Source organism: Nostoc sp. ATCC 53789 (assembly GCF_009873495.1).
GTDB classification, from domain to species: Bacteria; Cyanobacteriota; Cyanobacteriia; order Cyanobacteriales; family Nostocaceae; genus Nostoc; species Nostoc muscorum_A.
The window spans coordinates 3,738,429-3,759,901 of the sequence record NZ_CP046703.1 but is presented as its reverse complement, the minus strand read 5'-3'; the positions used below and the strand labels follow the sequence as shown (position 1 = coordinate 3,759,901).

Sequence of the window (21,473 nt, the reverse complement as noted above, 5' to 3'; positions counted from 1 at the left end):
TGCTAAAAAATCATCTGTGGATGAATTAACTGGTATCCAGCTTCTTTCAGCTTTTCATTCGATACCCAAGCATTATATGGGCGAGTACTCTTAATAGAAGTATCCCATATAACTTTGGGTAAACTATGTTTTTCAAATAGACTATCTAGCAAGTCTCGGCTGGTAAGATGTGCGTCATCTACTAGATTATAAATCCCTTGCAAACGACGGTGACGGGCAAATTCTATCGCAGCAACAATATCATCCAGATGAATCCAATTGGTGATATCCTCGCCGCCGGAACGGTTTGTACCCGAATATCTACTAAATATTTTCAAAAGTTCTCTACCGGGGCCATATATTCCTCCTAAGCGGAAGATACAAACGCGGAGATTTTCGCTAGATGCCGATAATAATATATCCTCTGTTTTGCGGAGAATTTGGGCATTTAAATTAGCCGGTGCAAGTGGTGTTTCTTCATCTACCCATACACCATTTCTGTCACCATATACTGCATAACTACCTGTATATATTAATTGTTTCACACTCGGAATTTGCTGCAAGCATGAAACTAAGTTTTGGGCAGTTTTTAGATAAGTTTCTTCATAAAAATCTGCACCTTTTGCACCAACACTCAAAAGTACAACATCTTGATTGTGCAAAACTGATTTTAGACTATCTAGGTCATTTCCGCAGGTAACGACAACTCTTTGGGATACTGATTGTAGTTTAGAGACACGCTCAGAGGAAGTTGTGGTTGCAGTAACAAAAAAATTCATTGTTTGCTGCCAATATTCAGCAACTTGATAACCAACATAACCACAACCAATAATTGCAACATTCATGACAAATTAAACACAAATAAATTAAACTACTAGTTGAGACACTATTCTCAAATTAAGGAACTGGGCGTAAATAAATTTAACCGTCCAGAGCTAACAGTCAATAGTACAAAAATTTTGATTTAGTGACTGATGACTATTTTGCTAGTTCTTTTTCAATTATGGCAATTATTTCTGGTGAATTGGGTTGCACACTACTATTAAATCTAGCTATCACTTCACCTTGTTTGTTAACTAAAAATTTTTCAAAGTTCCAAGCAATAGTTCCTGTTGGCTCAATGGCTTTGGTAAGTCGCTCATAAAGTGGATGCTGCTGTGAGCCTTTTGCATGGACTTTATCGAATAGTTCAAAGGTAACACCATATTTACTTGTGCAGAATTGCACAATTTCTTCATTGCTTCCTGGTTCCTGCGCTCCAAAATCGTTACAGGGAAACCCTAAAATCTTTAATCCTGCTTCACCATACTTCTGGTTCAACTTTTCTAACCCGTCGTATTGAGAAGTATAACCGCAGTAGGAAGCCACATTCACAATTAAGAGTACCTTCCCGGTATACTCGTTTAATTGCTTATCCTTGCCGTTGATAGTCTTAACGGCAATGTCCGAAATTGTGTTGTTCATCTTGAATCTGAATTTATAGGGAATATTGCCAAGTTTCCCATATTACAGGTACTCTAAACCCAGTTTGTTGAAGGAAATTAGATTTGTTAATCTTGTTTACCACTACAATTTTGTTTAACTCACGTGAAATAGGGAGTGGTGTACTTCCATTACTTGAAAAGGGCTATCTGTAGCGATCGCCTATAAGTTTATACTTGTAACCAGATTTACTTCTCCTGTAAATAGCTCGACTAATCTGCTATCTCAGAAATACGCGTTATTTTTAATACATTTTTTATTGCAGAGATCAATTGTCAATACAACCAGTAGTCGCTTTAAAGGAGCTACCAAGGAAGTAGCGGATAACTAACTTATTGTATAAAAAATTAATTAAGTTAAGTATTTTCCGTTCTCAGGTCGGAAAATACTTAACTATAAATGATATAGTTGCTTTATTTGTTGCATCAGAAGCTATTTTGCACAACTTAATCAGAAAATGTATTTTGTGATACAGTTTTTTGGTTACAGTCAATAGACAATCATTCAGATTTATCTATTTAGGCATAAATTTACTAAAGGTAAAACAATAAGTAGTCTCATAATTTCTGTGGAAGAATGCTTATATATTTTTTAATCAGAGTTTTTTGTCCATCCCGAAGCCGATCGCATTGGGATCGATGCTTATAAACACGCCACATCAGTATGGACTGATGTTTATACGATCGAATAAAAAAAATCATACTAAGACTTCGGAAATAGGAGCTTTCGAGAGCGAATAGAGCCAAGAATAACGCTTTCAAAAGAAAAATAGTCATTGTACGGTAGCTAAAGTAAATTGTCATAGATTATTTACGACTATCTACCCTATTTTTATTGATATTATGTTGATAATTTTAGGGAATTTTTATAGCCATGCCAAATACTTTGTTTGGCAATATTTAAAGTTGAAGTAAAGGAAACTTGACTTTTTGAGAAAGGACATAATAATTTCTGAAGAAGACTTCCAAAAAAGATTTACAGATGTACCAATAGTTTTCTAAACTCCTACTAAGGTTATTTGATTTTCTGGTTGGGAAAAAAATGGTCTAAGGAGAAAATATAAAAAACCAGTGGCTTTTACTTCTTCCGTTAGTTTTTTCCTGTTTTTAAGGATGGTTTAGAGGATAATGCTCAAGTTTATGTACAAACAAAAATCGAAAACAAAAAATAGGCGTTTGTCTGCAAGAAATTACGCTGTAAATTCACAGTCCAACTCAAAAGTCAAGCTATTTAATCAAGCCATTAAGCGGCTCTCTCCCAGTTGGCAAGCTTGTTTACCTATAGCTTGTCTGATTGTGTTGGGTTGGGGTTATGCCGCAGTTGCCCAAGCTCCAGCCGCAGGGCCAACGACAGCAGAACTTAAAGTTGCTCTTGATACCCTGTGGGTTGCGATCGCAGCCTTTTTAGTGTTCTTCATGAATGCTGGTTTTTGTATGTTAGAAACTGGCTTCTGTCGCCAGAAAAACGCTGTCAACGTTCTTTCCAAAAACTTGATTGTATTTGCTTTGTCCAGCGTTGCTTTTTGGGTAATCGGTTTTGCCTTAATGTTCGGTGATGGCAATGACTTCATTGGATTGAATGGGTTTTTCTTAGGAGGAACAGATAACAGTCCCGCCACAGGAGAAGCCTATAAAGGCGTTTTCAGTGCCATTAGTTGGACTGGTGTACCCCTAAGTGCCAAGTTTTTATTCCAGCTAGTGTTTGCTGGGACAGCAGCAACAATCGTTTCTGGTGCAGTAGCGGAACGGATTAAGTTTGTTGACTTCCTAATTTTTAGCCTGTTACTTGTAGGTATTCTCTACCCCATTACCGGACACTGGATTTGGGGAACTGGTTGGCTAGCAGACAGAGGCTTTTGGGATTTTGCCGGTTCTACGGTGGTTCACTCCGTAGGTGGTTGGGCAGCTTTGATGGGAGCAGCATTTCTTGGGCCCCGCCTTGGTAGATATCAAGATAAGCAAGTTGTGGCTATGCCTGGTCACAACATGAGTATTGCCACTTTGGGCTGTCTAATCTTGTGGTTGGGTTGGTTTGGTTTCAACCCCGGTTCCGTGATGGCTGCCGATCCTAGTGCAATCAGTCACATTGCTGTCACCACTAACATGGCTGGTGCTGCTGGTGGAATTGCTGCTACCATTACAGCTTGGTTCTACTTAGGTAAACCAGACCTGTCAATGATTATCAATGGTATTTTGGCTGGCTTGGTTGGTATTACAGCATCTTGTGCTTACGTAAGTATTCCTGCTTCTTTACTCATTGGCTTGATTGCTGGGGTACTGGTAGTTTTCTCTGTAACATTCTTTGATAAACTTGGCATTGATGACCCAGTGGGAGCTACCTCCGTTCACCTAGTTTGTGGTATCTGGGGAACTCTCGCAGTAGGTCTATGGTCTGTTGGCCCTGGTGTTTATTCCTGGTATGGCGATACACTTGGCCCAGCAAAAGGTTTATTTGCAGGTGGTGGCTTTGGACAGTTCGGTGTTCAGTTGCTGGGCGTTGTCTCAGTAGGTGGTTTCACTGTTTTACTCAGTAGTATTTTTTGGTTGGCACTGAAAGCTACTTTAGGTATCAGAGTATCCAAAGAAGAGGAATTAGAAGGTTTGGATATCGGTGAACACGGTATGGAAGCCTATAGTGGATTTCTCAAAGAAGGAGATGCAACTGGATTTTCTGGAGAAGAAAGTTCAGTTGGGAGACTTTAGGAGAAATATTTATTTCTTTGGTTTAACCTCTGGAATATAGCGGTTCCCAATTGCATGGAATACAGACCTAACCCCCAGCCCCTTCCCTTGAAGGGAAGGGGAGTAAGATTCAAAGCCTCTCTCCTAGTTTGGAGAGAGGTAAAAACTGTACTGCACCCAAGCAAGAACCGCTATATTCCTAATACGAGCTACCAACACAGCATTAGTCTAGGAACCGGCTTTGATTTTTGTATCCCTCACGGGAGCGTAGACATACTAGTTAATAGGCAACATGAAAAAAGCTTTTCGAGTTGCACGGGGTTTTTTCAAAAATCAAATATGAGTCTTATAGATTAAACTGATTCCGTCAAATTCTGTATCCAAGCGGGGAAAAGTAAGGGGTTTTATACCTTGTGCTTTTCCCACTTTCTACCTTCTTCAATAATTTAGCGATACTATTTCACGAAATGCCTGATTGAAAACTTATTTTATTCTGTGAAGATTTTATGGTTAGAGAATTGAGAGTTGGTATGCTGCTATTGGCAATTGTGGGAAATATGGCATGGTCGTTGAGTGCCAAGGCAAATTTTAACGGTAAACTTACCCTAGAAATTGATGGCTTAAAGAATAAAGAAGGACAAGTCTGTACCAGTATATTTGCTAGTAGTGAAGGATTTCCTAGCGATCGCGATCGCGGCTTACAAAAGCAGTGTACCAAGATTACTGACACTCCCTTATCCATTACCTTTGAGAACTTGAAAGCAGGTAATTATGCCGTTGCTGTCTTCCACGATCAAAATAATGACCGCATTCTCAACAGTAATGTTTTTGGTATACCAAAAGAAGGCTTTGGATTTTCCAGAAATCCAGAAATTCGCACAGGTGCGCCCAAATTTGGCGAAGCAGCATTTTTAGTGGCAGGCCCAAACACTAATATCCAAATTCAGTTGAAATATTTTTAGGCTTATTCTCGTGCATCGTTGTGTGAATCTTCTGGTAAACCTTGTTGTTCCGGTAAGCCACGCATTCGATTCATCTGAGTTAAAGCATATCGTGCTGTTGCTTGTACTTCGGCATCTGGGTCTTCTAATGCATGGCGCAACATCTGACTCATTTGACCCATTATGTCATAAATGCGCGTCAAGTCTCGGATCGCATTTTGCCGTACTTGGGGACTTTCATCTTGCATTGAAATTGCTAAACCCCGGTTCATCGGTTTGAGTGTGCGGATACCAATTTCTGCCAAAGCTGCCAAAATTAAGCTGCTTTCTTGAGAATCAGCATCAATCATTAGGTCAACCATTGGCTGAATTGCCCGCGAATCTCCCTGCTGTCCCAAATCCCAAATAGCCTTGCGTCGCTTCGTTGGGTCAGAACTGCGTAAATCTTGAATTAATTCGTCAACGATATTGAGTTTAGCAAGCCGGGAAGTTTTTTCTGGTACTAGTAATTGTGTGGGTAGCGGCGGCGTAGCTTTTTCTGGACTAGTTACAGTCTCTGGTGGGGGTGGTATCATCGTTTTTTTGTTAGCTTCACTCAATCTTTTAGTATCTAATATTTCGGACTTTTGCACTTGTTTAATCTGACGAAACCACCTCATCAGGTAAATAAGTGCGCCAATACTTCCTATAACTCCAATGGCAAATATAAACCACCAGATGAAACCTTTCTCAGGTGACTGGGGTTTTGCAATCGGTTTGGGAGTTGGATTAGGAAAAGTGACTATTGGAGATGGAGAGGTGACAATCTGATTTTTGGCAACTAAAGCTGCTAGCAGCCTCCTCCTAGTTGTTAGACCAGCAAGTCCATCTACTTTTAAACCCTTTGCTTTCTGGAATTTAGCTACAGCGATTTCTGTACTAGCGTTGTACTGTCCATCTACCACGCCATTGTAGTATCCCAACTGTTTTAATTGGATTTGTAATCTCTGCACATCTGATTTTTGACTACCATATCTCAATACAGCCGGACTAGCGGTAACTGTCGAACTAGCTTGTGCCAGTTCTAAAATTTCAGGCGCTAGGTTAGGAGTGGCTGTACTTGCACGATTTGGGTAAAAACCCACGCAAGAAAAACAGGTAAATATCAGAATAGAGGAACGGCATAGCCTCATATTGAAAGTTTCAGCCTGAACGTGCTTTTGAAGTCTTCGATACCACAATACCTTCTAGATGACAAAATGTTAACTGTCATTGGGCATTGGGTGTTGTCTCTAATCACCCTCACCTATACTTAACAAGTTAGGGTTAAATTTCTGGTTCAGATTTTCTAACTGCTAGGCTTACAGGGTTCAATTTTTTAACAGATGAATCTAAAACTGGTTGCTGTATATTAGCTATTTCGCCGACAGTAAGTGTGTCGTTTTGCGCTCCTAAAGCATCACGTTGGTTAATGAGATAGATGCTAATTAAAGTGAGGAAAACACCTACCCACTGCACCGGACTGAGGACTTCTGAGAGAAAGAGATTGCCGAATAGTAGGGCAAAGACGGGCGTAAGGAAGGTAAGAGAACTAAGACTAGTGAGACTGCCACTAGAGGCAAAGTAGAAGAATAACCCGTAGGCGATCGCACTGCCAAAGACAGTAGCATAACTCAAAGCCACTAAATCAGATCCTCCCAGATTTTCCCACTGCTGAGATTCGACAACTGACGAAATTCCCCATAATGGCAATCCACCTAAAATCATGTGCCATCCCGTAGCGGTTACTGGGTCAGCATACCTACACACAAACCGAATCAACACTGTTCCCACAGCCATTGATAAGGCTGCCAATAGCATCAACCACTCACCGCTAGCAAACAAGTCTTGCCAGTTGCCAATTGTGATATTTGCGCCTGAGTCGAGAATATGTAAAATCCACTCATCAGGTAAGCCAATTAAACTAATGCCTGTGACTCCCAAACCTAACCCCAGCCATCCCCAAAAACCAATGTGTTCTTGGAATAGCCACAACGACAGCAATGCTACTGCCAAGGGTTGCGAGTCAATCATCACAGACCCTAACCCCGCACTGGTTCTGACTAATCCCTCAGCCAAAAAGCCTTGAAATAAAGTCCCATCTATGAGGGCAAATAAGGCAATCCACAGCCATGCAGCCCAACCCTTGGGTTGGGGTTTACCCATGAATGCTGCTGCAATCAAAATTAACATCCCTGCTGGTATCAGGCGCACTCCCGCCATGAATAGCGGTGTGGTGTGGGGTATCACTCCTTTCATGGCTACCATTGCCGTCCCCCATAGGAAAAAGGGCGCAATTAACAAGAGAGGGGCGAAGGGAAGTCGAGATGCACTGAGTTTCAGTTGCATGGGTTTGCTGATGCCTTTGTTTAACAAGCACAAAAATTGCTTTACCCAATTTTACCGAATTATGTAGTTTTGCGATCGCTTCTGGCGGGTGCTTGACAACATCGTGTAGCGTCTGTCTCAATGATCAGGGAAGAATACTCAGGTGTAGCTCAAGTTACAGGAGGTTGAATATGTTTTTCAGTAGACGGATAGTTTGAAAAAGCTTTATTTAGTTAACAAACGCAAATGCTTAAAATTAGGCACTTTTGCCAAAAGTTCAGCATTTTTACTTCTTTTTTTATATCTGTTTCGGACCAGTTCCTCAAACTTTGACCACATGAGCAACGGACTTGCTTCTCTGCGCGTGAAGCGGTTCAATGCAGAAAAACAAGCAGTCTCAACTGCTTTCTTGAGATTTTATATTATAGAAGGATACCTAAGTTTTCCCGGCTTAGGTATCCGATAGCAACATAACCTATTAAATAGATTGTTAACTATATTCTAATTACTAATTTTAATTTTTAAATACTTCTTAGGACACTTTATAAATTGCTCCTTAAGTAGGATGCCAAAATTAGAAATAAGGTTTATTTTACTTCTGAAATCATCTTTATCAAAACAGAATTCAGGAGTTAGGAGTCAGTGTTCATTCAGGATTTTAACCGAAAAAGCGGATAGCGTTGAGTAAAACCTGCAAAGAAGCAAACTACGAGGAGCATCCTGTCAAGAGTATATTTATTCTGACTGCTGAATTCTTCTTTAACTGCAAAATCTTGTTTTGTAACAGGTGCGTTACACTGCGTTAACGCACCCTACTTTCTCAAAGAATTGAGCAACCTTAAATTTTTCTAAAAGGTTTTTCTAAACTTGCTACTAATTTAACTCCAAATTCTTCCTCAAACACTCCTTTTTTATAATCTAAACTCCAAAGTTCTAAAGCACAGTCATCATCAGCTTGAGATGAAAAAATCAGCAGGTTTACCTGTCGAAGTTGTTGATAATACTCACATTGCACTTGAGATATCGCCCCAATTTGTCGTCTATCTAGTGCCACCGCCAATCTTAGAATTGCACTCAATTGACTAACCATTTGGCACTGCTCTTTAGTCAGCAGACTCTGGTAAATTTCATGTTTTTTCTTGGGCGGCGATTTGCGATGATAACGTGCTAAGTTGGCTATGATTTCAATCTCGGTTTCTGTATAACCAAGTAATTCACCATTGCGAATTAGATAGTAAGAGTGCTTGTGGTGAGACGAATGACTGATATAATGACCGCAATTGTGTAATATTGCAGCGGCCCATAGCAGTTGTCGCTCGTCAGATCCCCAGTGATGTAACGTACCTTGAGTTTGATCGAATAAACTCTCGGCAAATTTGGCGACGCGATCGCTATACTCTAAGTTAACGTGGTATTTATTAGCGATTTTTAAAACATTCCGTTCTCGAACTGAACTTTGGTAACGCAGCTTATCTTCAATTAAGCCGTGGCCTAACATCCAGTCTACGATTACGCCTTCCCGCAGAGAACGCTCACAAATTGCGATCGATTCACTGCCTAAAAGGGTCATCGCTTCCTGTAGTATTACTGCACCAGCCAGTATAACTTCAGACCGCTTATCTGGCATTCCCGGAATCGCAGACTTTTCTGAATTACTCAGTTTCCGCAAGCGATTTACCAACTCTCGCAAGTCTTTAAGACTAAACTGATAGCCATTGAGAGTGGAAGGAATAACACCTGACTTTTCTCGTGCATGAATCATCGCCAGGGTTTCAATCGTGCCAGATGTACCCACCAAACGGGGGGATTCTCCAAACTGGAAATTTGCTAATACCTCATCCACGGAACGTTCTAACATACCGCGTGTATAGGATTGCAAATACATAAACTCCGTGTTGCTGATGGGATCGGTAGTGATTAACTCGCTAGTGAGTCGCACTGCACCAACTTTGGTACTGGTGAGAGTGCGCGGTTCGTGACTATCGCCCAAAATTAATTCTGTGGAACCACCGCCAATATCAATAATGGTATGGGGTTGGTTGTGAAATTCCATGCCCGAAAGCACGCCAAGGTAGATTCGTCGCGCTTCTTCTTGACCAGAAATCAAGTCAACGCTTAAACCCAATTCCTTTTCTACTCTGTGCAAAAAATCTTTACCATTTGGGGCTTCGCGCACGGCACTAGTCGCCACAGCAATGATTGTTTCAGCATTGATGGTTTTGGCAACTTCTTGAAAGCGTCCTAAAGCAGCGATCGCCTTTTTAATGATCTCTGGTTTGAGTTCTCCAGTGGTAAGATTGCGATCGCCAAGTCTCACAGTTTCTTTTTCTCTGGCGATAATGCTAAAGGCTGGTAGCGTCGGGTCAATTTTAACTACTACCATGTGTAGAGAATTTGTTCCCAGGTCAATGGCAGCAATAATCCGATGTTGGTTAGGTGGTTGAGTTGCAGAACTCTCCCAGCTAGCCGAAACTAAATTCTGCATCTAGTTTTCTCTCTTTATAAGAAATGATGGCAAACGGTGGTATGTCGGGGTAGCTGGCACTGATATTTATGAAGAAGGGGAAGGGGGAAAGGGGAAGGGGGAAAGGGGAAGGGGGAAAGGTAAAAACCTCGCCCCTTGTGGGTGAAATAATCCAAATTTTATGGGGAAGGTAAAAACCTCGCCCCTTGTGGGCGACCTGTTCATCCCTTTCCCCTTTCCCCTTTCCCCTTTAACCTTTTATTGCAACGCACTTACTCAAACTGAATGCTGAGTAAATAAAAAAATACTCAGCACTCGCAACTCAGTTTCGTCGAGGGTAACTGAGCTAAGTATATTCACCCTAATGCGTCTAACGCTAGCGACTATTAAAAGATATTTAAAGTTGCCACTTTGGGTGATGTTTTTACAAATAACAAATAACGTTATTCTATAGATGTAAAGATGTGTGAATTCATCTATCTAAAGTTATTTGTTGATTTCTATGTTAACGATGCCAGAACGCCCCCAGTTACCAGTTTGGCTTGTAATTATCCGGCTTTTACGCTGGCATAAACCAGAAGGACGGTTAATTTTAATGATTCCTGCTCTTTGGGCAGTGTTTTTAGCAGCTTCTGGGAAACCACCTTTACCTCTGGTTGGTGTAATTATATTGGGTACTCTGGCCACAAGTGCGGCGGGATGTGTTGTCAATGATTTATGGGATCGGGATATCGATCCAGAAGTGGAGAGAACACGCGATCGCCCCCTCGCTTCTCGCGCTTTGTCTGTGAAAGTTGGGATTGTAGTTGCGATCGTATCGCTAGCATGTGCAGCTATTCTGGCCCTTTACCTTAACCCCCTAAGTTTCTGGTTATGTGTGGCAGCAGTGCCCGTAATTGTCCTTTATCCAGGCGCAAAGCGAGTGTTTCCTGTACCGCAACTGGTACTTTCCATTGCCTGGGGTTTTGGGGTGTTGATTAGTTGGAGTGCAGTTACCCAAACCATCACTCTACCAACTTGGTTACTTTGGGGCGCGACTGTACTGTGGACATTGGGATTTGATACAGTTTATGCCATGAGCGACAAGGAAGACGATCGCCGCATTGGTGTTAATTCAAGCGCCCTATTTTTTGGGAATTATGCCCCTGTAGCGATCGGAATTTTCTTTGCTGGCACAATCTTGTTATTGGCTTGGTTAGGTTTGCTCATAAATCTGCACTTACCCTTTTGGATTAGCCTTGCAGTTGCTACTATGGGATGGGTTTGGCAATCTCTGCGATTAAGACAGCGAGATTTACCTAATTCTGTTTATGGTAAGATGTTCCGGCAAAACGTGTGGATTGGTTTTATTTTGCTTGCTGGGATGATCGCTGGATCTGTTTAATCAGTAAAAAGGGAATTTTCATAACTTTGATTATGGGATTTTTCCTTGAAGCGTACTTTGAAGTCGAAGCAACTGCGCGTCTATAAAAGTTAGACAAAAATATTTATGAGTTTTTCTATGAGTAAATTCTTTGATTTGTTTAGTCCATTAATTGAGTATATGCGTACTTGGGCAGCAATAAGTCTGCTCTGTTTCGTTGTCACCTGGTCATTTCCTGCACAAGCTGCTAGCCGGATTGATCCGCAATTAGAACAGCAAGTCTTACAAATTATCCGCGAACATCCACAGGCAATTATTGAATCTGTTCAAGCTTATCAGCAGCAGCAACAACAAAAACTCAAGCAAGCACAGCAAACATTTTTACAAGATTTAAAGACGAATCCTCAAACAGTAATTGGTGAGTCTCCCACCACAGGTTCAACTCAATCAAAAACTGTGCTGATAGAATTTTCCGATTTTCAATGTCCCTACTGTGCCGAGGCGCATAAAACATTGAAACAATTGTTAGCAAAGTATCCAGATAAAGTAAAATTAGTTTACAAGAATTTACCCCTAATTTCAATTCATGCTGAAGCATTACCATCTGCGACAGCAGCTTGGGCAGCATATCAACAGGGCAAATTTTGGGAATATCATGATGCGCTATTTACTAATCAAAAGCAACTAGGTGAAGCGTTATATTTAGATATTGCTAAAAAACTGAATCTAGATTTAAGTAAATTTAAACGCGATCTTACTCTTGCTACTCCCGCAATTACAAAAGATATCCAATTAGCAGAGAAGTTGGGTGTTTCTGGCACACCTTTCTTTATCATTAATAGTCCAACTTTTTCAGGAGTTCCACAGCTAGCGGATATCGAAAATATATTGACTGGTGCTAAGTAAATGAGTGTGTTTGAAAATAACCTGTCACTGTTTAAGTAACTAGTGGCGTGTCAAGGCTAAAATAGTGCATTAAACGTAGGTTGGGTGAAGCGGAGCGCAACCCAACATATATCAGAATGTTGGGTTACGCAAAGCCTCCACCCAACCTACAATTTTTTGCTAGTTTTACTACGCAAAACTGTCACGGCGTTGCTGATTCTATGTATGAAAATGATTTTGCATAATACCAAAATCCTTGTAGAGACGTAGCACTGCTACGTCTCTACATCCAGATTCATACTTTAATTCAGCAACGCCACCGTCCCTTTGCGAGTCGGAGAGGGACAGGCTTGAACACAAGTTTAAGGCAGGGAGAGGTTTATCAAACTCACATATTTTTAATTATGACTAGCTACATTTTTTTTTAATGATGCCTGATAACTAGCAATAAGCTTGATCAATATATAAGACTCATATTTGATTTTTGAAAAAACCCCGTACAACTCAAAAAGCCTTCTTTCCTATTGCCTCTTGCCTCTTGCCTATTACCTACCCACGTAAATATGGCTACGCCACGCTGTGCGAACAAAAATCAAAGCAGATTAATATATACTGTGTAAGGATTGTATCTCCATAGTATTTGTTTAGATAGATACTTTTTTATTTAACAATAAAGTGCATCTTTAGTTAGAGGTTTCATACAACAGTTTAGTGATGTACTTGAGGCAAGTGTAAGGAGTAGCTGATGAGGAGTGATGAGAAGAAATTTTCTTTACTCCTCATGTTCTTAAATATATGGTAACTTAAAGCTTCCTTTAAGATTAGGCAAGTCAGAAAACTTTCTGCGCCTAGACTCAGCTTAAAAAGGCTTCCTCTAGTTCCCTTCTTTTTAAGGAAGATTAGGGAGAATACAGTCTTAACCCAAGGATATTACTTTATGATGAATAGTCTTTCAGATTTCCTTTTTGATGCTCTAAATATTTATTCTTTAATTCCTCTGGAATAGGAATAGGACGACTATTTTGTAAACTGATAAAAGCACCCTTTTGACTCGCTACTGCTGCTAACTCATTATTAGATAAAATTTCAGCTTGTACAGTCCACTTCAATCGTCCTAAATTACTTAGCCATAAACGTCCAATTACTTGGTCAATAATTTTTATTGGGCGTTTATATTCAATTTCAGTTCCAGCTAGAACAGGTGCATATCCTCGATCAATTTGTCGATTCAGGTGCCAATGTTCATCTAAAAACTTTAAACGTAAATCCTCTAACCATCTGACATATACAATATTGCTTACGATTCCCATAAAGTCAATGTCGTATGTTCTTACAGGAATTTCTAATACTACTTCTAATGGTCTGTGCAAACTGTTATTTACTAGCATTATTTCTCTTGATATTTTGAAACCGATCGGTCTGTAAAATTAGAAAAAATTTTACTTTTTTCAACTATGGGTAATTATTAATTGCCTAATAACCCATTAAATACAATACAATAATTTCAAACTTCTATTTTGTAGTTTAAGGTTAACTCGTCGCCAGGCAAACCTCTGATACCCCAGTTCGATTTGGACGTTTCAAAAATTGTGATTTCAATATCGTATATAGGAATATTGAATTTTTCATTGATATTTTTAATTAGCAGGCGAATCAACTCTTTTTTTGTTTCCACTGAGCGTCCCTCAAGCATACTAATTTCGATAACCAGATAATTGTTTGTTCTATCAGATGGATAGTAAAAATCTGATTTATCCAGTGGAAAAAATCGGTGAAATCTTTTTTCAGGGGTAAGCTGTAAAACCTCCATGAGGGAGGTATGGATTACATTTGATAACTCCGCTTTAATAGGATTTAATTTGTCTGCTAAAGAATATACTTTGATTTGTACCATACATTTAAAGGTGAGTTTCCAAGTATTGATTCAGGTGATTAATTACCCTATGCATGTGAATTGAATCTCCATAAAGCTTACTCATCATTATGGCCCCTTCCAGCGTTGCAATTATGACGGTGGCAATTTCATCAGCATTTACTTCAGAGCGAATTTCACCCTTGGCAATTCCCGTTTCAATAATTCGACGAATTAGATGCAGCCAAGAGTTCATCGCCTGTTGAGCGCGTTCCCGCAACGCCGGATGAGCATCATCGCTTTCCACAGCAGTATTCAGCAGTGGACACCCTCCTTTGATAGGTGGATTTTCTGCGAAGCTACTAAATATCCCAATGATTGCTTGCAGGCGTTCTACTGCATGGCGTTTGTTTCGCAATGCAAATCTAGTATGCTGTTTAATGCGAGCGATCGCAAAATCAAAAGCCTGTAATGCGAGATCGTCTTTGCTTTGAAAGTGATTGTAAATTCCTCCTTTTTGCAATCCAGTAACACGCATAATGTCTGACATTGATGAGCCTGCATACCCCTGTTGGTTAAACAGTTCGGCTGCTTGGTGGAGAATTCTACTTTTTGTTTCTTCGCCTTTGGACATTACAGCGATTTATTAGACTAGGGAGTCGTGTAGTTTATTGAATTAAAAATTACAGACCATTTGGTCTGTTTATTTCTATCATTATACATACTTGTGAGTCAAGTATTTTTTGTCGTCCAGACAACGCAGACTTCATTCGGTTATAAACGCCGTTAGTTTTGATGCTACCCCTACTCTCAATACGGTTCGGTTAAGATCCCCCCGCCTGCGGCGACCCCCTTAAAAAGGGGGTAAAAGATGGTTAAAAGGCTGCCTTTTGAAGGGGGGTTGGGGGGATGTTCAGACATATTAAAACGTTAACCGAACCGTATTGCCCCTACTCTAGGTAATGATATGTTTTGGCATCAACAGAAATTCCAGCAGTAATATTGGCGATTTGAGCTTTGCCAAACAGGATTTTGACGGGGTTGTAAAAAACAAAATTTCCATGAGTCATTAGACTTGCGGTGTATTATCCAGAAAATATAGCGATATACAAAACGAATACGCTGGACGTTTGATCGTGTTTACAAGTAAAATACGGTAAGTACATAGCTTTACCGGCTTTTACATGTAAAACCGCAGAAAAACCAGTAAAAAGTTGATTTAGTAAAACAACTGACCCATAAGCAGTTATAAAAGTCTGTTTCAGCTAAATGTCAGTTGTCATACTTCCAAAAACTTTCAGACAGGTTTTAAGTTGTCCAGTAATCTTCTGCCCTAATTTTTAGCTAGATAAACCTTTCTTTGTGTCACTCATCCTTTGAGAAACACAATAATTTGCCATGACTAGCTCTATCACTGGGCCGTAGTTCGGCTGAGTTATTGCTCTCTAGTAGTGAAGTTCTAGCTGACTTTCTCAAACCCCCAAAGAGTATGCACTATTTATCACTACCATTCTTAAGCTTCTTCGTTGGCATCATAGTTGGTTTGACGGGAATTGGCGGAGCCTCTCTCATTACCCCAATGTTGATTTTTGTTTTTCAGGTTCCGCCTTCCATCGCAGTGAGTTCTGATGTTGTAGCTGCCACATTGATGAAGATTGTTGGTAGCGTCAAGCATTGGGAACAGAAAACTCTGGATACAGAAGTTGTCAAATGGCTGGCATTCGGAAGTGTTCCAGGCTCACTGTTTGGGGTGGGAATTTTGCACGTTCTTAAACGTACAGGTGAGTATAATCTGGATAACATCTTGCTCCGTTTGCTTGGTGTGATGATTTTGCTCGTCACAGCGTTAGCACTAGTGCAATTGTTGTTATTGACTTTTTTACCCAAATTCAATTTACCCGAACTACCAAAGTTAGACTTAGAAACTAACTTTGGCCGCTTCCTAACAATCACTTTGGGGGCCATTTTAGGCTGTTTAGTTGGTCTAACTAGCGTCTCATCAGGTTCAATGTTTGCCCTAGTGCTGATTGGGTTTTTCCGTTTAGATGCACGGAAGCTAGTGGGTACAGATATCTCACACGCAGCGATTTTACTGCTATTTACAGCCCTTGGTCATCTCAGCCTGGGAACAGTTGATTGGAATTTGGTAATACCTATCTGGCTCGGCTCTGTACCAGGAGTTCTGCTAGGTGCTAAAATCTGCCAAGTGGCTCCCCAGCGCCCACTACGGTTTATTATTTACGCCATTTTGATGATGGTGAGTTGGAAATTAGTTCATCAGGTTTGATAGGACTCGGTAATAGAGTTTGGTTGTAAAAGTTTTTCGCTGCTCACTCACTCTCCAAATAGACGGCACCCAAGTTAGGTGCAGCTAAATCTATTCCTCCGTTCGTTCCAGTATTCGTAGGAAAACAAGAATTAGCGACATTCAGCAGTGTTTTTGGAGTGCAAGTAACATCAGGGGCAAACAGCGAGTAGCCGTAGACCTTTTTTCCCTGTGACACGAGTTCGTCGGTACGAATCAGAAGACCTCCTAAAACTTGGTTCGCTGGAATAGTGAGTGCAGGGTTTATGGGAATTCCACTATTATTTTTGGCAGCATTATTCAAGAAATAATATTGTGGAATCGGGTTTTGTAACGGTGTTTTACCCCAGGTAGAAGCTGCTATTACGTAAATGGGCCCGTAGGAAGTGGGATTTCCGTGTTTATCTACACTTGTAATCGCCGCAATACCAAAACCATCGTGTCCAGTTGGTAATCCACGCTCAAAGACGGTAAAGCGAATTTTATTACTTGCCTTCACAGGTTTAACAAGTACAAAGTCAAGCCGCTCAATACTAGCGTTACCGTTGTAAAGTGTGCCGCCTAAATTTGCACCTGTGTTAGTAAAAACGTTATCTGGGCCTGCCAAGATATTGTTGATACTAAACAGCGTTTTCTCTGGAAGTGGGCCTAAACTAAGAAAGTTAAAGGTATTAGAGGAAGAATCAAAACTGCCTTGGTAGTAAGCTAGCTTTCTGTCATCTGTAGCGGGGTTACGGCGAATCTGTACAAAAGCAGGGATGGATCTAAATGTTGTGCTACCTCCTGTGGTTGTCAATCCTGTAATTGATTGAATTTTCCCCCCGAAGTTGAGAGTAAAAGTATTGCCTGCAAATTCGCTGTCACCTGCAACGTTGGTAATAGATATAGTAGGAAACGAAGCAGTGTCAGTAGTAATTGAAGTGATATCTTGTCCGATTATCTGAGCTTGTGCTGAGGTAAAGCACAAAAAGGGGGCGATCGCTGAAATCAGACAAAAAACAGGTTGGACGGTTGGGCGAAAACGGATAGAATTGCACCGAATCGCAGGTATAAGGGAGTATCGCATTACATAGCTTTCAATAAGTCAAATTATTATATTGATGCTAAACCTCGTCTAGGTTAAGAATTGGTAAACAAAAACTTTTTCGTTGAAGCTCGAATATTAACCATTTTGTGCATATTTAGATTTCAGATTGGAGTTTTCATCGTTCAATCTCAAATCCAGCATTCAACATCCAAAATCCAACATTGATTAACTTCTCACCCAAGGTAGTAGAGTGAATGTACCTCGCTCATACATAATGAACAGACCTAAGCCGATTAATACAAAAGGTACAGCAGCTTTACCGTAGCGACTTAAAATATAAGCAATGGTAGGTTGACGACTTAAAAAATAAGCGATCGCACACCAAACCCCTACCATGATAAAAAATATACTTAGAATTACTCCCAAGCTGGCAAGATTCTGACCAGCGAACAAAGGGATATATATACTAATATTGTCACCACCATTAGCGATCGTTACTGCTGCCACTTTATAGGTTTGGGGGTGCAAAACACTTAAAATAAAAGACAATACCGGGTTAGTAGGCGTAGGTTGATTAAAATCACTACTGACTGTCTGAACTGTTATAGTTTCTTCTTTTCTATATATTAATTGTTGAATACCAATAGCAATTGGTAGCAGTCCTAGCAATCCTATCCATTCTCGCTGTATTACCAATCCCCCAAAAAATCCTGGTAAACTAGCGATGATAATGGCTGAAAAACCCAGATATTGACCGAGTAAGATATGCCGCCGCCGAAAATTAACATCTATCTGTGAAAAAAATATTAACAAGATAATGATGTCATCTATGTTAGTGGCGATGAAGGCAATAATTCCTTCACTGAAGACTGTCCCTAACTTACTCATGCTGGATTTTTAGAACCTACGATTTCTCACCATACCAAATTAACCTTTCAAGTAATTGAACTACACTACTTTTTAATACCCATTCCCTACCTTACCAGTCTAAAGACCTGAAAACTGCTGTAAAATATGAACGAATTCGTTACTGCAATTACTACAGGGGCAATTGCGTTCATTGCCACTAATATTGATGATATTGTCATTTTATTATTGTTTTTTTCTCAAATAAATACTAGCCTTCGTCCTCGGCATATAGTTGCTGGTCAGTTTCTAGGTTTTACAGTTCTGCTAATCCTTAGTCTTCCTGGTTTATTTGGTGGGTTAGTATTATCCAAAAACTGGATTGGATTACTTGGTTTATTACCAATGTCCATAGGTATCAGTAGTTTGTTGAATCGGGAAGAAGATTCATCAAAAGAAGTTGTTGCTACGACAGAAGAGGCTGAAGCATCAACAATTACGAGTTTTTTTTCTCCTCAAGCTTATAGTGTGGCAGCCGTTACACTTGCCAATGGTAGCGATAACATTAGTGTCTACGTGCCTTTATTTGCTAGCAGCAACCTAGAGAGTTTTGTGGTAATTATTGGATTATTTTTTATATTGTTAGGAATTTGGTGCTATGGGGCATACAAATTAACTCACTACAGAGTAATAGCTGATATATTGACTCGCTATATTAATAATTTTGTGCCTTTTATTCTTATAGGATTAGGCGCTTTTATTGTACTAAAGAGTGGAGCTTTAAGCTTAATAAAGCTAGCTGCTAGTTGTTTCTGTTTGATGATTTTGGTGAAAAATAACGAAAGTACGGATGAAATTAAAGAAAATTCAACTAGGTGAGAAAGCCATATAACATTTTAGATTTTAGATTCTCAAATAGTTAGTTAAAGTGAGTCAGTTTGAGAGCCCACAATCATCGCCAATGCTGTATAACACTTTTGCGAGGTATTGGTTTTTACCCCTAGTTGCAGTCTCGCTATAACCAGCCATATACCATAATTTTGGCTTAATTTTCTCTAACTTTGGTTGGAGGGTTAAATTTTATGTAAGGATTCAGGTGCTGGGGTATTGACAAGTGTGGTAGGGGAAGCAGAATATAGCAATTATGGAAAAAAACCTGCCACTAAAACTAGACACTGAAACCCTAAAACAGTTGGAGAAAGAGCAACTGGTAGAGATGCTTATGGAGCAGGCAAAAGCTATAGAACAGCTAAAATCCAGAGTAATAGAACTAGAATCTGTAATAGAGAAACTCAAAGTTAGTAGAGACTTAGACAGCACAACATCATCAAAACCACCGTCGGCAGACATCCTCAAAAAAACCGAGAAAAAACTTGAAGATGAAGCAGGGGAGAGTGAAACGCCAAAACGGAAACCAGGAGGACAGCCAGGACATCGGGGAAAAACGAGAAAGGGTTTTGGGAGAGTAGATAGGTTTGAGATATTAAGACCGCAAGTGTGTTTTTGTTGTGGTCAAAAGGAATTCAGTAACGAACCAATAAAAATAGAAACCCAGCAAGTAGCACAGTTGGTAGAAAGACCTATCGAAATCGTAGAATATCAAAGACATACCTGTATTTGCAGCGAGTGTGGGTCAAAACAAACAGCAGACTGGTCGCCAGAAATAGTACCGGGACAAGATATAGGAATCAGACTGCAAGCTTTCTTGGGATGGATAAATAATTACGGGCATTTACCATACGAGAAACAACAAGAATTGTTGTGGGAACTGGGTGAAATAGAAATTGGAGTCGGGACTTTAGTAGCCACAAATGAACGAATAGATGGTGCCGTAGCTCAAAGTATTGACAACCTTAAAGAGTGGATAAAACAAACCCAGCCGAATATCCATTCGGATGAAACACCTTGGGTAATCAAAGGGGTAAAAGAATGGTTATGGATTTTTGCCAATACCGATTTCGCTTTATTTCATGCGGCTGATACTCGTTCTCGCGCCGAATTAGAGGCAATTTTGGGTTCAAGTTACTCTGGTGTACTCAGTTCTGATGACTTTAGTGCTTATAACGGTTATCCGGTGAAAGCCCAACAGAAATGTCAGGCGCATTTACGCCGTCACTTCAAGAAACTCATCTTAATTCCTGGCTTGAATAACAAAGAGATTGGGTCAGCATTTGTCAGCCTGATAGATGAAGGTTTTAAAAACTATGCTCTCTTCCAACAAACTAAAAACATTGATGAGTTCTGGAGTTGGGCATCCGAGTTTAAAATAAAAGTTGAATCTTCCATTCATTCATGGATTGATAAAGCTGGAGGAGAAGCTGGTAAACTTTTACGCTCCTTACGTAATAAAGCTCATCAATGGTGGTATTTCTTAGACCACCCGGACATACCCCCTGATAATAATTTAGCAGAACGAACATTACGTTTAGCAGTCACAAAACGAAAAGTCAGTGGTGGTTCTCGTTCTATGAAGCGATTCCAAGATACTGCTAATTTATTGACTGTTATACAAACTTGTCGCCGTCAAGGACGCTCTGTAATTGAGTTTTTTGACCAAGCTATCAAAGCGATGGTTAACTCTTCTGTGCAGACCCCTTCTTTAATTCCTCTCGTTTAGACCTGAATCCTTACAATTTTATAATCTATCATAATAAGGTTAAAAAGCTCGAAAAAGTCGGATTTATTTGCAAGGAAAATTCCAGACTTTTCTGATTTTTTTTATGCCCTGAAGTTGAATATAGTCCGGCTCAGTGTCCATCAAAATAATCAAAATAAAGGAAAAATACATGAGTAATATGACGCAAACTGGAAGTCTCCAGCTTAGCTCTGGGAACGATTCAGCAAAAATAGGAGGAGACACAAGTACTTTCACAACGGTGAGCTTCCCAACACCTTTCCCATCAGGGTCAACAGTTATTGTAATTCCGATGGTTCAAACCTTCAATGGGCCTGACACACCCGGAATCAGGATTGCAGATGTTAACCTTAGTGGATTCAAAATCCGTTTGAATGAAGTAGTCGGAGGTTTAGGGACTATTGCAGACGGGAAACATACCACTGAAACAATTGGATGGGCAGCCTACACAGTCTGAGTCTAAAATTTAGACTCGAAGTGGGAAAACGTGGCGACGGTTTCAACTGATGAAAATGCGATCGCAGCCCTCAATTGAGATGGAATAATGTTTCTGACGGGGCGACAAGCGCCCCGTAACCCTTGTAGTAGGCGTTTGAGTAGTGCAGTTTCGTGTTCCGATGTTTGCAGTTCGCTACAACTAGGGATAAAAACCAAGACCTCACAAGAA

19 protein-coding genes are annotated in these 21,473 nt (G+C 40.2%); 8 read left to right on the top strand and 11 right to left on the bottom strand.

All coding sequences use genetic code 11. The annotated features are described in order from the left end of the window. Positions 1-2 precede the first annotated feature (2 nt). Together GJB62_RS15445 and GJB62_RS15440 are read right to left on the bottom strand one after the other, a co-directional pair. Complete coding sequence (locus GJB62_RS15445; RefSeq protein ID WP_114085238.1) at positions 3-824, bottom strand: SDR family oxidoreductase; 822 nt, start codon at positions 822-824, stop codon at positions 3-5. Between the two features lie 133 nt (positions 825-957). After that, positions 958-1,443, bottom strand: coding sequence for a glutathione peroxidase (locus GJB62_RS15440; protein WP_114085239.1), 486 nt, complete (start codon positions 1,441-1,443; stop codon positions 958-960). 1,157 nt (positions 1,444-2,600) lie between these two features. Here GJB62_RS15440 and GJB62_RS15435 point away from each other — a divergent pair. Both GJB62_RS15435 and GJB62_RS15430 read left to right on the top strand, forming a co-directional pair. Further along, positions 2,601-4,163, top strand: a complete 1,563-nt coding sequence (locus GJB62_RS15435) for an ammonium transporter (RefSeq protein WP_114085240.1) — start codon at positions 2,601-2,603, stop codon at positions 4,161-4,163. A gap of 485 nt (positions 4,164-4,648) precedes the next feature. Beyond that, positions 4,649-5,104 carry a DUF2141 domain-containing protein gene (locus GJB62_RS15430; RefSeq protein WP_114085241.1) on the top strand — a complete coding sequence of 152 codons (456 nt, stop codon included), beginning with the start codon at positions 4,649-4,651 and terminating at the stop codon, positions 5,102-5,104. Positions 5,105-5,106: 2 nt separating this feature from the next. On the opposite strand, the gene GJB62_RS15425 is transcribed toward GJB62_RS15430, so the two are convergent. The 3 genes from GJB62_RS15425 to GJB62_RS15415 form a co-directional block, all read right to left on the bottom strand. Further along, positions 5,107-6,255 carry a peptidoglycan-binding protein gene (locus GJB62_RS15425; RefSeq protein ID WP_114085242.1) on the bottom strand — a complete coding sequence of 383 codons (1,149 nt, stop codon included), beginning with the start codon at positions 6,253-6,255 and terminating at the stop codon, positions 5,107-5,109. Positions 6,256-6,388: 133 nt separating this feature from the next. Further along, positions 6,389-7,450, bottom strand: coding sequence for an EamA family transporter (locus tag GJB62_RS15420; protein ID WP_114085243.1), 1,062 nt, complete (start codon positions 7,448-7,450; stop codon positions 6,389-6,391). A gap of 817 nt (positions 7,451-8,267) precedes the next feature. Further along, positions 8,268-9,914, bottom strand: coding sequence for a Ppx/GppA phosphatase family protein (locus GJB62_RS15415; RefSeq protein ID WP_114085244.1), 1,647 nt, complete (start codon positions 9,912-9,914; stop codon positions 8,268-8,270). A 481-nt stretch (positions 9,915-10,395) separates the two neighbouring features. Between GJB62_RS15415 and GJB62_RS15410 the strand changes: the two genes are divergently transcribed. Together GJB62_RS15410 and GJB62_RS15405 are read left to right on the top strand one after the other, a co-directional pair. Beyond that, complete coding sequence (locus GJB62_RS15410) at positions 10,396-11,277, top strand: 4-hydroxybenzoate solanesyltransferase (RefSeq protein ID WP_114085245.1); 882 nt, start codon at positions 10,396-10,398, stop codon at positions 11,275-11,277. Positions 11,278-11,394: 117 nt separating this feature from the next. After that, complete coding sequence (locus GJB62_RS15405) at positions 11,395-12,162, top strand: DsbA family protein (RefSeq protein ID WP_114085257.1); 768 nt, start codon at positions 11,395-11,397, stop codon at positions 12,160-12,162. A 914-nt stretch (positions 12,163-13,076) separates the two neighbouring features. On the opposite strand, the gene GJB62_RS15400 is transcribed toward GJB62_RS15405, so the two are convergent. From GJB62_RS15400 to GJB62_RS15390, 3 genes are all read right to left on the bottom strand, one after another. Next, a complete protein-coding gene (locus GJB62_RS15400; protein ID WP_114085246.1) occupies positions 13,077-13,529 on the bottom strand; it encodes a thioesterase family protein in 453 nt (150 codons plus the stop codon). Positions 13,530-13,645: 116 nt separating this feature from the next. Then, a complete protein-coding gene (locus tag GJB62_RS15395; protein WP_114085247.1) occupies positions 13,646-14,035 on the bottom strand; it encodes a tautomerase family protein in 390 nt (129 codons plus the stop codon). A gap of 4 nt (positions 14,036-14,039) precedes the next feature. Beyond that, positions 14,040-14,627: a TetR/AcrR family transcriptional regulator gene (locus GJB62_RS15390; protein WP_114085248.1), complete on the bottom strand. Its 588-nt coding sequence runs from the start codon at positions 14,625-14,627 to the stop codon at positions 14,040-14,042. An 855-nt stretch (positions 14,628-15,482) separates the two neighbouring features. Here GJB62_RS15390 and GJB62_RS15385 point away from each other — a divergent pair. Further along, entirely contained in the window at positions 15,483-16,280 is a 798-nt protein-coding gene (locus tag GJB62_RS15385; RefSeq protein ID WP_114085249.1) for a sulfite exporter TauE/SafE family protein, read from the top strand. 43 nt (positions 16,281-16,323) lie between these two features. Here GJB62_RS15385 and GJB62_RS15380 read toward each other — a convergent pair whose 3' ends face one another. Together GJB62_RS15380 and GJB62_RS15375 are read right to left on the bottom strand one after the other, a co-directional pair. Further along, the gene (locus GJB62_RS15380; RefSeq protein ID WP_114085250.1) at positions 16,324-17,364 is read right to left on the bottom strand and encodes a hypothetical protein; all 1,041 of its coding nucleotides are present in this window, start codon (positions 17,362-17,364) and stop codon (positions 16,324-16,326) included. A 186-nt stretch (positions 17,365-17,550) separates the two neighbouring features. Beyond that, positions 17,551-18,213, bottom strand: a complete 663-nt coding sequence (locus GJB62_RS15375; protein WP_114085251.1) for a cadmium resistance transporter — start codon at positions 18,211-18,213, stop codon at positions 17,551-17,553. Between the two features lie 126 nt (positions 18,214-18,339). On the opposite strand from GJB62_RS15375, the gene GJB62_RS15370 reads away from it, so the two are divergent. The 3 genes from GJB62_RS15370 (at position 18,340) to GJB62_RS15360 (ending at position 21,263) form a co-directional block, all read left to right on the top strand. After that, positions 18,340-19,050, top strand: a complete 711-nt coding sequence (locus tag GJB62_RS15370; RefSeq protein ID WP_114085252.1) for a cadmium resistance transporter — start codon at positions 18,340-18,342, stop codon at positions 19,048-19,050. A 265-nt stretch (positions 19,051-19,315) separates the two neighbouring features. Beyond that, positions 19,316-20,788, top strand: coding sequence for an IS66 family transposase (locus tag GJB62_RS15365; protein ID WP_159402428.1), 1,473 nt, complete (start codon positions 19,316-19,318; stop codon positions 20,786-20,788). 169 nt (positions 20,789-20,957) lie between these two features. After that, positions 20,958-21,263 (top strand): hypothetical protein, encoded by a 306-nt coding sequence (locus GJB62_RS15360; protein ID WP_114080549.1) that lies wholly within the window; start codon positions 20,958-20,960, stop codon positions 21,261-21,263. Between the two features lie 2 nt (positions 21,264-21,265). Here the strand turns inward: GJB62_RS15360 and GJB62_RS15355 are convergent, their stop codons facing one another. Next, positions 21,266-21,460: a hypothetical protein gene (locus GJB62_RS15355; protein ID WP_147262438.1), complete on the bottom strand. Its 195-nt coding sequence runs from the start codon at positions 21,458-21,460 to the stop codon at positions 21,266-21,268. Positions 21,461-21,473: the final 13 nt, after the last annotated feature.